Genomic DNA, 10,225 nt, shown 5'->3' with positions numbered 1-10,225 from the left:
CGGCGTCGCCGTGACGGCGGGGCCGCCCGCACCGATAAAGGCACATCAGATCGCCACGTCGAGAAAGGGAAGCCATGGACAATGCCGAGCCCGTGACGCAGGACCTACCCGCCGAAACCGATCCCCCGGCCGCCAAGATATCGATCAGGCTGCTGGACAAGGTGGAGACCACCAACTCCTACAGCGGAAACTCCAACAGCTAGTCCACCGTGAGACCCGGGCCGGTCCGCCACTCGGTGAACCCGCTGGAAGCACGGCACCGATGAAGAACGCATCACGCCGGAGGTGAGCCACGGCACGAAGAACCCGCGCCCGTTCACGGGGAAAATGCATTCGGCAGACATGAGCGGGCGGGAAGACAGCGATATAGCGATATAAGGCTCGGGCGCGCGAGTCCGCCATCGCGCGCATCCGGGTCACCGTCTACTTCAGTGGGGATTCCGGTGAACAGACAATTACCACGCCTTCATACCGTCCCAGGCCGCCTCCTGGGGAAAAAGGAGTACGGATCCGACTTTTTCGGCATTTTTCATGAGATGGAAGGAGTCATCTGGAAACTCGAACGCGCCCAGACCTTCGACGAGGGTTCCGATCCGAGCTGGAACGCCATGCGACGCGGCGACTGGCGCCGCTCGCTGGCCCTGCTGGAGGAGGCCAGGGACACGATCACCGCCGATCTGCCCGCCCGAGGCCGGCTGCGCCGCCTGCGCGTCGCCCAGTGGCCGCTCACGCCGTACATGCAGTGGGAGTTCCACCTGCTCGCCCTGCGGGCGCGGCTGGGCGAGCAGGGCAGGGTCGTGGAGTCCGCCGAGGTGTCCGGGCTCGAGGCCCGCGCCCCGCTCCCAGAGCTGGTGATCTTCCCCGGCGTCCGGATGTACCACGTCTTGTACGACTCGCGAGGCGCCTGCACCGGGGCTCGCAGGATCGACGACGGCGAGGTGGTCGAGGCGTGGACCTCGGTGGTCGCCTCCCTGTACGAGGGGGCGCGGGACCTGGAGGACTACGTGGAACGCCGGGTCCTGCCGCTGCCGCCACCACGACCGGACCTCGTCATGTCCCTGCCATCCCCGAGTCGCCACCCCGCCCGGCCGTGACCGCGGTCCGGCTCCACGCTCTGGGCGTCCGCGAGGACCGCGGCGAGTGGATCGTCGGCAGGCCCGACACCGGCGTGTGCGTCGCGGTGCCGTACGAGGGGGTGCGCGCCATCCGGCTGCTCCAGGAGGGCATGACCGTCCCAGTGGTCCAGCGCCGGCTGCGGACCGAGACCGGCGCGAACCTCGACGTGGCCGACTTCGTCGCGGGTATGGCGGCCGTGGGCCTGGTGGCCTCGATCGGCGACCGGGTGCTCGACACCCCGCCCGCTCCCCGGCCGTCGCTTCCGTGGTTGCCGGCGAGGCTGGTCCGCTGGACCCTGAGCCCGATCCTTCACTCGCTGATGGCCGCGCTGGTGCTCGGCGGGCTCGCCGCCGTGCTCCTGCGCCCGAAGGTGGTCCCCCGCTGGGACTCCCTGCTGTGGAGCGAGCACGGCACGCTCGTTCTGCTCGGCGAGATCGTCGTGGTCACCGTGCTGGTCTCCCTGCACGAGCTGGCGCATCTGTGCACCGCCAGGGCCGCGGGGGTGCCGGGACGCATCCGGCTGGACACGCGGCTGCAGTTCCTCGCCGTGCAGACCGACGTGTCGGGCATCTGGCTGGCCGGACGGCGCGCGCGCCTGACGGTCTACCTGTCCGGCATGGCCGTGGACGCCACCCTGCTGGGCGCGTGTCTCGGAGCGATGGCGCTCTTCGGCACGCACGCGGTGCCGTCCATCGTCGCGCTGACCGAGATGACGGCGCTCGCGCTGCAGTTCCTGGTCTTCATGCGCACCGACCTGTACTTCGTGATCCAGGACCTGACCGGGTGCCGCAACCTCTACTCCGGTGCGTGCGCCTACCTGCTGTACGTGGTCCGCCGCGCCACGCGCCGGCCGGCAGTGGACCCGCTCGGCGGACTCGACCGGCGGGAACGACTGGCGACCCGGCTCTACAGCGGGTTCCTCCTCGCCGGGACGACCCTGTGCCTCGGGCTCTTCCTCACCATCTCGCTGCCCTTCGTCGCCGCCCTGGTCAGCCGATCCCTCGGCATCCTGGCGCGGAACGACGGCATCCTGTGGACCGGCGACGCGCTCGCCACCCTCGCCGGCGTCATCGGCTACCAGCTCGCCTGGGCCGGCGCCTGGGCGCGCAGGCACGGCCCCCGCGTACGGCGGCTCCTCGCCCGTGGGGTCGCGCGGCGCCGGTCTTCTCCGGTCTGAGACGGCCGCGCTACGCCCGCTCGGCGGCGGGGAGGGCCGCTCCCCGCCGCCGGAGCCCGCTCAGTTCAGCCGTTCAAGGTAGCCGCCCTCCACCAGCCAGCTCACCGACACCTCGTCGCGCAGCTGGGGCGACTCGGGGATGAGCCTGCTCACCAGGTGGTACTGGTCCCCGCCGCCCGGCTGCTGGAACGCTGAGGCGATGGGACCGAAGTCGACCGCGAACTCCCTGCTCACCCGGTACTCGTGGTAGCTGCAGGGGTACTCGGGCGCGGCGGGGAAGGTCTCCAGGCTGGTCGGGGGAATGCCGCGCTTGGAGAACGGCGTGCCGAGCGGTGCCAGGAAAGCCCCGCCCTCGCCCCCGAAACGATCCACCTTCTCGCCGACGCGGAGCGTCATCGGAGTGATCAGTGCCCGGCCGTTGGAATATCCCCCCGAATGGGCGAAACCGAAGTCGGGCGGATAGCGATAGGAAGACGCCGCCCAGATCCAGTAACGGTTGAGGAACTTCTGCGGCGGGATACCGCCAAGCGGCACGTAATCCCTGAGGATCTCGCCAAGGAGCCCTTCCTTCGGAAGGAACTTCGGCCCGAGCCTTCGGTCCTCATTGACATACGGGGCTGTGCAGACGTGTTCGGCCGGGTCCGGGTCCTCCGTCGCCGCCGGCGACCGGCCCTGCCGGGAAGCGGAGGCGGACACGGCCGGCAGGGCTGGAGTCGCCGTCCAGCCGGGACCGGCTGGCGAAGCAGTAGAGGCCCTGGTGACGGCCTCGGCCGGGACACCGGTGAGGGAAAGGGCGGCGATGCCGAGGGCGGCGGCAAGCGACGCGCGACGGCGAAAATTTCGCAATGGATCCTCCTGATGATCGGAAGCCGGATTCCGCCATGTCTCCTCGATGTGTGAATCGAGAGAAACGGCACCCTTGACGGGATCCGCCCTTTTCATCTGGACGGCCGGCCGCCGGTTTCACGGCTGTCCGGAAACCGGCGGCCCGGTAATTCGAGCCGTTTCCGAGATGAGCGGAGCGATTGATCCGTGCGTACCCGCTTCTTGATCAGGAGTCCTGCGAGCGAAGCAATGAAACCACAAAAAACAAACGCCAAAAGGCGCAATCAACTGGATATGTTAAGCACAATGGGGATATGCCGGCCGGAGCCGCCGCGGCGGCGCGCACCACGGCGGGCCGTTCACCCGAAAGCGGACGGCCAGAGCGGCCCATACGTCCGCAACCGGGCCGGTCAGGGCGGGACGTCGGTCCGGCCAGGGCGGGCCGTTCGCCCGTAACCGGGCCGGTCAGGTCGGCCGAGGCCGCCGGAGCCGGGCGGCCCGTGTTGGGTGAACCCGGCCCAGGCGGAAGAATGCAGGCAAGCGCCCATGCGAGGAGGTCAACGGTGACCCGCCAGATCGTCTCCGTCGTCGGTGGCAAGGCCGCCGACGACCCCAACGCCACGACCTACGACTCGGTCAACCCGGCGAGGACCGGCGAGACCGTGGCCCGAGTCCAGCTCGCCGGTGACGCCGCCTTCGCCTGGGCCTGTAGCGTGGCCGCCGCCGCGCAGCGCGAGTGGGCGCGGGTGCCCGCGCCGGTCCGCGGCCGGGTCATCGCCTCGATCGGCCGGCTGGTCGAGGCCAACGCCGAGACTTTGGCGAAGCTGGTCACCGACGAGATCGGCAAGCCGTACGCCGAGGCGCTGGGCGAGGTCAGGGAGATCGTCGACACCTGCGACTTCTTCCTCGGCGAGGGCCGGCGGATGTACGGCCAGACCATTCCGTCGGAGATGCCGGACAAGAACCTTTTCACCTTCAGGGTGCCCGTCGGGGTGGCCGCGGTGATCACGGCGGGCAACTTCCCGGTCGCGGTGCCGAGCTGGTACCTCGTCCCGGCCCTGCTGTGCGGCAACGCCGTGGTGTGGAAGCCCGCCGAGTACGCCTCGGCGTCGGCGCACGCGCTCTACCGGCTGTTCGTGGCGGCCGGGCTGCCCGACGGGGTGCTGAACCTGGTGTTCGCCGACGGCCCCTCGACCTTCGCCGGGCTGGACGCCGCGCTCGCGGAGGGCACCGTGCAGAAGGTCGGCTTCACCGGGTCGACCGCCGTCGGGCGCCAGATCGGCGAGCTGTGCGGGCGGCACCTGCAGTCGCCCTGCCTGGAGCTGGGCGGCAAGAACCCCATGGTCGTCATGCCCGACGCCGACCTCGACCTGGCCGTGGAGGGCGCGCTGTTCTCGGGGTTCGGCACGGCCGGGCAGCGCTGCACGTCACTCGGCACCGTGCTGGTGCACCGGTCGGTGCACGACGAGTTCGTCGGCCGGTACGCGCGAGCCGTACAGGAGGCCACGGTCGGGGACCCCTCGGGCGACGTCCTCTACGGCCCGATGCTCGACCACCGCTTCGCCGAGCGCTACGAGGAGTACCTCGGCTGGATCCAGCCCCACCACAAGGTGGTCACCGGCCCCACCGGACGGATCACCGGGGACAACCCCCGCGGCGGCTTCGACGGCGGCGGGGGCCTGTACTACCACCCGGTGGTCGTGGACGGGCTGCGCCCCGGGGACCGCCTGTTCATGGAGGAGACCTTCGGGCCCATCGTCGGCGTCAGGTCGTTCGGCAGCCTGGACGAGGCGATCGAGCTGGCCAACCGCCCCGGCTACGGGCTCTCGTCCTCGATCTACACCACCGACCCGAAGGCGGCGTTCCGATTCCGTGCGGGCATCGGGGCGGGCATGGTCAGCGTCAACAACTCCACCTCGGGCGCCGAGGCGCACCTGCCCTTCGGCGGCAACGGCAAGTCGGGCAACGGCAGCCGCCAGTCGGGCGTGTGGGTGCTCGACCAGTTCACCCGCTGGCAGGCGATGAACTGGGACTACTCGGGCCGTCTCCAGAAGGCCCAGATGGACGTCGCCGAGATCATCCCCGACCTGGAGTTCCGGCTCTAGGCGGCGTCAGCCCCCGTTCAGGCCGATTCGAGGGCGTCAGCCTCCGTTCAGGCCGTTGCGACGCTGGCGGCGTCAGCCTCCGTTCTGGCCGTTGCGGCCGTCGTAGCCGAGAAGGCGCATCGCCGTCTCGGGCTCCATGGCGGCCGCGAGCAGCTGTGCCCGCTCGACGGCGCGGTCCCTGGACTCCTCGGCCCTGACCCGCATGGCCTGCTGGCCGCGGATCATGAGAACCGCGACGACGGCGCCGACCAGAAGCAGCACCGCCACGACGATCAGCGCCAGGATGCCACCGGTGTTCGAGGCGGTCGCCACGCCGTCCGCACCCGGAGCCGGGTTCCCCGCGAACAGCACGAGCCCGAGGAGCACGAACACCACGAGCGCCGCGGCGGACGCCAGGGCGATCGCGACGGGCCGTCGTGACCTGCGCACGGTGGGGGCCGGGCCGGGCACGGGCGGCGGCACATGGGCGGCCGCCGGCCGATCGGGGCTCCACGGGATGAACTCCGGCGAGGAACCCCCGTTGGCGGAGGGAGCCGCGGCGGCGGCATGACCGTTGCCGGGCAGCGTGAACCACGGGCCGTCGGCGACTTCCGAGCCGGGGCCGCTGACGATCGCCGTGCCGGGACCGTTCGGCGGCACGGTTCCCTCACCGTTGCCTCCAGGACCGTTCGGCACGGTTCCCTGACCGTGGGTCCCAGGACCGTTGACGGGATCGGCGAGGACCGGCGGACCGTACGGGCCGGACTGCGGGCCACCGTACGGTCCGGACTGCGGGCCACCGTACGGGCCGGACTGCGGGCCACCGTACGGGCCGGGCTGCGGGGCTCCGTACGGGCCCGGCACCACCTGACCGGCGATGACCGGCTGGGGAAGCCGGGCCGGTCTCGGCTGGGGCAGCGCGGAGGTCACGTGGCTGTGCGTGCGGTGCGCGGCCGCGGCCACCTCGTGGTAGGCCTCCAGCTCCTCGTAGAACTCCTCCGAGGTGTAGAGCGAGCCGTCGACCAGCGGGCCGCGCGTCCCGTCGATCACCGCGATCACGTCGTCGCCGTTGAGCGTCTTGTGCTGCTCCAGCGCGTGCGCCACGCACAGCACCTCGCGGCGGTTGTCCTTCAGCAGGTCCTCGGTCTTCTTCAGAATCCTGGCGAGGTTGTACTCGATGCGCTCGGCCAGCATGTCGGGGGTCAGATGGTCGCGGCGCCCGCCGGGCTCCTGGGTGTACCCGATGCCGCCGGTGCCGCCCGGCCGGGGCGCCGCCTTGCCGTCCCTGATGCCGAGCTGCTGCAGCGCCGCCAGCGAGGCGACGCCGACGCCCATGCCCCAGTAGGCCTCCATGAGCCCGGTGACCATGGTCGCGCTCTCGAGGTCGCCGGAGACGCCGGAGGAGTTGTCCTCCCCGAAGAACATGCGCTCGCCGGCCAGGGAGGCGAGCGACACGATGATGTCGGACTCGTACTCGCTGCGCCAGCGGGTGAACTGGTCCTCGGGCTTGATGCTGGAGACCATGCCGAGGTAGTCGGCGCCCTTCTCGATCGTCGCGATGTCGATCTCGAGGTGCTGGCGGGTCCGGTAGGCCGCCACGGCGTGGCAGGCCTCGTGCACGGCCACCGCGTGGCGCTCGCGCTCGATGTACTCGACGTCCTCGGGCGGCCCGAGCTGCTTCAGCCGCTTGGCCGTCGTGACGTCCGCCCAGGTGATGACCTCGCGCCCGCCGCGGATGGCCGTGATGAGCGACTCGTTCACCAGGTCCTTGATGGTGGCGCCCGTGGCGTACGGCGTGATCGTGGCCAGCTTGTCCATCTGCTCGGGGGTGAGCTCGTGGCGGACCTTGTCGAAGTAGCCCTGGTAGGTGCGGACGCGCCCGGCCTTGGACGGGTAGCCCACCTTGTAGATGCGGTCGATACGTCCTGGCCGCAGCAGCGCCTCGTCCAGCGAGTTGGGCATGTTGGTGGCCATCATGACCAGGATCCGGTACTTCGGCGGCGGCTTGGGCCGCATGCCGAGCAGCCGCCGGACGTAGCGGTTGATGAACCCGCGCGGCTTCTTCAGGCCGGACAGCTCGGTCAGCAGCGCTTGCAGCGTGCCCTGGTCGCCGCCGCCGCCCATCATGCCCATCGGGGACACGACGCGGTCGCGGCCGGGCTCGGGCGCGGTGGCGCCGAGCGCCCGCCGGGTCAGCACGTCCCTGGTGTCGCTCGACAGGTAGGTGAACCCGTGGCAGGCATCGGTGTGGAACGGGGCGCCGACCGCGAAGCCGCCGCCTCCGGGCGGCCCCTGCTGGGCGAGCGCGCCGCGCCTGCCGAGAGAGTCGGCCTCGTCGAAGAAGACGATCACGCCGCCGTACCTGAGCGCCAGCTTGCGCAACTTCCTGAACAGTGACTTCACCTTCAGGATGCCGATGCCCATGAACATGTTGACGAAGGCGCCGGGGTCCACGAAGACGTACGGCCGCCCGGTCTCGCCCGCGACCGCCTCGGCCATCAGGGTCTTGCCCGTGCCCGGCGGGCCCCACAGGAGCAGGCCGCTCGGCACGTACCCGCCCTTGTCCTCGATCTCGTCGGGCTTCTCCAGGAAGACGATGTTCTCCTTCACGCGCTCGACGACGTGGTCCTGGCCCCACACGTCGGAGAAGCGGGTCTTGATGTCGTCGGGGAAGTAGGTCTCGACGCCGCCCCTGGACATGAACCAGAAGAGCCCGACGAACTGGATGATGACGAAGAAGAACCCGAAGGCGAGCTGCAGCCCGTACGGGAGCACCTGCCAGAGCAGGGCGGGCGCCTGGAAGAGCGCGAGCGCCGGGGAGACGTCGAGGATCTGGCCCAGCACGAGCGCGAGCAGCACGATCCAGAAGAGCCACTTCAGCGCTCTGGCGATGCGGTAGCGATTCCAGTCGCTGAACCGGCGCCGCGTCCACCCGTCGAAGCCCCCGAAGACCTTCGTGGTCCAGAACCGGTGGTAGGACGCCGACCGCTCGCTCATCAGGAAGTGGAACTGCCGTAAGACCTCCGCGCCCATCAGCACCAGGATGATCGAACCGGCCCGGCTCGCCGTGACGTCCCGCACGGCGTCGCCGAACGGCATGATCCCCTCGAACGAGGCCATGTCATGCCAGACGAGCACGAGGAGCGCGAGCGCCAGCACGAGCAGGATCTTGATCCTGTCCCAGAAGGCCATGGTGCGCCTGGTGGCGGAGTCGGGCCCGGAGTCGGGAGCGCGCAGCCCCGTGGGCTGCTCAGGCGCGGGGGCGTGTGTCATCGGGGCTCCTCACCCGGTCACCCGGGAATTCGCTTGACCTTGAAGGACTGCGCGATCCTGTCGAGTTCCCGCGTCCGGCTCTGGTAGCACGTGGCGGAGCAGCGGATGAGGAGGACGGATACGCGACTGCCGTCCGCGGCGAGGTAGGCGGTCTGGTCGAAGGTCTGAACCGGGCCTCCGAGCACCTTGAAGTTGTAGACCAGGTGGACGCCTCGCACGCCGTCCTTGGGTGGGAGCACCTCGTCGCTGAGGAGTTCGAAGTCCTTGAAGGGATAAGCGGCGCTCTCCTCCAGCTTCTCGCGGAGGTCGTCGCTGACCACGACCGGCAGCATCGCCGCGTTGCGCAGGACGTCAAGGGAGACCGCGTCCCGCTCGGACTTGGTGAGCTTCGACACCATCGCGAAGACGAATGGCTCGTCGGATCCCTCGGAGTCCAGCAGGTGGTCGGCCGACGGCGTGCTGAAGCCGTCGTAGCCGACCGTCCAGGAGAGCTGTTTTCGTACCTGGGCGGTGGCGGAGGTCATGTCGCCGAAGACCTTCCGGTCCAGCGCTTTCTGGTCTACCTTCTGCCACGTGGCGGGCACCTTGAAGTAACTCTGCCCATCGTTGCCCATGACATACGTGAAATCGGCACCACCACAACCGGCCAGCCCGGCGACCAGCACCGACGTCGCCGCCGACATGATCAGCCGAGACCCCACCCGCGCTCTTTCCACAGGGGCCTTACCTCCGCTTTGCGGGTCAACATGGTTGTTGTGCCCGCTTTCCCGGGCGCCCTCCCCTGCAAAGATTTTGGAAATCTTGACCAAATCTTGCCGGAAAGTTAGCTCGTGTTGTTACACAGCCCGGCCTCACGGTCGCCGGGAATAGTTGAAACATCAACTTCTGTTGTGCGGAACCCGGCGAGCGGGCGGCTCCGGGCGCGTGTGGCGTCCGGGGTCGCTAGTCTGCGTTCATGCCTACCGCACTGATCACGGGCGCGACCGCCGGCATCGGCGCCGCCTTCGCCCGCAGGCTGGCCGCCGACGGCTTCTCCCTGGTCCTGGTCGCCCGCGACGAGAAGCGCCTCACCACGGCGGCGTCCGAGCTGCACCGCCGGTACGGCGTGGCGGCCGAGGTGCTCGCCGCCGACCTCGCCACCGGCGAGGGGATCACCACGGTGGAGGAACGGCTGCGCGAGGGGGTCGACCTGCTGGTCAACAACGCCGGCTTCGGCCACTCCGGCGCGGACCTCGACGTGCCGGTGACCGACGAGCTGACCATGCTGCGCGTGCACTGCGAGGCGGTGCTGCGGCTGACCATGGCCGCGCTGCCCGCCATCCGGGCGCGGGGCCGCGGCGGAGTGATCAACGTCGCGTCCGTGGGGGCGTTCTTCCCGCAGGGCACGTACAGCGCCTCCAAGGCCTGGGTGGTCACGTTCAGCGAGTCGCTCGCCCTGCGGATCCCCGAGCCGCGCGTCCGGGTCATGGCCCTGTGCCCGGGCTTCGTGCGCACCGAGTTCCACGAGCGGGCGGCGATCGACACCTCGGGCATCCCCGGTTTCCTGTGGCTCTCCGCCGACCGCCTGGTCGGCTCCGCCATGCGCGACTTCGCGCGCGGCGTGCCCGTCAGCGTGCCGGACCCCAGGTACAAGGTGATCGCGGCGATCGCGAGGTACGTCCCGCGTGGCGTGGTCACCCGGGTCTCCGCGGGCATCGGCCGCTGAACGGCGCGACCACAGGCGCCCGTCGGCTCCGAGCGATCGTCTCAC

8 protein-coding genes are annotated in these 10,225 nt (G+C 70.1%); 5 read left to right on the top strand and 3 right to left on the bottom strand.

From position 1 onward, the window contains the following. The first annotated feature begins 74 nt into the window (after positions 1-74). The 3 genes from AB0O34_RS34675 to AB0O34_RS34665 all read left to right on the top strand — a co-directional run bounded on the left by AB0O34_RS34675 (position 75) and on the right by AB0O34_RS34665 (position 2,293). Complete coding sequence (locus tag AB0O34_RS34675; protein ID WP_363922852.1) at positions 75-203, top strand: hypothetical protein; 129 nt, start codon at positions 75-77, stop codon at positions 201-203. Between the two features lie 228 nt (positions 204-431). Next, on the top strand, positions 432-1,094 hold the full coding sequence (locus tag AB0O34_RS34670; protein WP_363922850.1) for a DUF6879 family protein: 663 nt from the start codon (positions 432-434) through the stop codon (positions 1,092-1,094). After that, on the top strand, positions 1,091-2,293 hold the full coding sequence (locus AB0O34_RS34665; protein ID WP_363922848.1) for a hypothetical protein: 1,203 nt from the start codon (positions 1,091-1,093) through the stop codon (positions 2,291-2,293). Before AB0O34_RS34670 ends, AB0O34_RS34665 begins: the two co-directional genes overlap by 4 nt. A 60-nt stretch (positions 2,294-2,353) precedes the next feature. Here AB0O34_RS34665 and AB0O34_RS34660 read toward each other — a convergent pair whose 3' ends face one another. After that, positions 2,354-2,827 carry a TNT domain-containing protein gene (locus AB0O34_RS34660; RefSeq protein WP_363922846.1) on the bottom strand — a complete coding sequence of 158 codons (474 nt, stop codon included), beginning with the start codon at positions 2,825-2,827 and terminating at the stop codon, positions 2,354-2,356. A gap of 854 nt (positions 2,828-3,681) precedes the next feature. Between AB0O34_RS34660 and AB0O34_RS34655 the strand changes: the two genes are divergently transcribed. Further along, on the top strand, positions 3,682-5,223 hold the full coding sequence (locus AB0O34_RS34655; protein WP_363922844.1) for an aldehyde dehydrogenase family protein: 1,542 nt from the start codon (positions 3,682-3,684) through the stop codon (positions 5,221-5,223). Positions 5,224-5,295: 72 nt separating this feature from the next. On the opposite strand, the gene AB0O34_RS34650 is transcribed toward AB0O34_RS34655, so the two are convergent. Together AB0O34_RS34650 and AB0O34_RS34645 are read right to left on the bottom strand one after the other, a co-directional pair. After that, the gene (locus tag AB0O34_RS34650; protein ID WP_363922842.1) at positions 5,296-8,475 is read right to left on the bottom strand and encodes an AAA family ATPase; all 3,180 of its coding nucleotides are present in this window, start codon (positions 8,473-8,475) and stop codon (positions 5,296-5,298) included. A gap of 17 nt (positions 8,476-8,492) precedes the next feature. Beyond that, on the bottom strand, positions 8,493-9,176 hold the full coding sequence (locus AB0O34_RS34645; protein WP_363922840.1) for a hypothetical protein: 684 nt from the start codon (positions 9,174-9,176) through the stop codon (positions 8,493-8,495). 254 nt (positions 9,177-9,430) lie between these two features. Here AB0O34_RS34645 and AB0O34_RS34640 point away from each other — a divergent pair, with 254 nt between their 5' ends. Further along, on the top strand, positions 9,431-10,180 hold the full coding sequence (locus AB0O34_RS34640) for an SDR family oxidoreductase (RefSeq protein WP_363922838.1): 750 nt from the start codon (positions 9,431-9,433) through the stop codon (positions 10,178-10,180). Positions 10,181-10,225: the final 45 nt, after the last annotated feature.

This window comes from Sphaerisporangium sp. NPDC088356, from assembly GCF_040685555.1.
Lineage (GTDB): Bacteria > Actinomycetota > Actinomycetes > Streptosporangiales > Streptosporangiaceae > Sphaerisporangium.
This window is presented reverse-complemented; position numbering and strand designations above follow the sequence as displayed.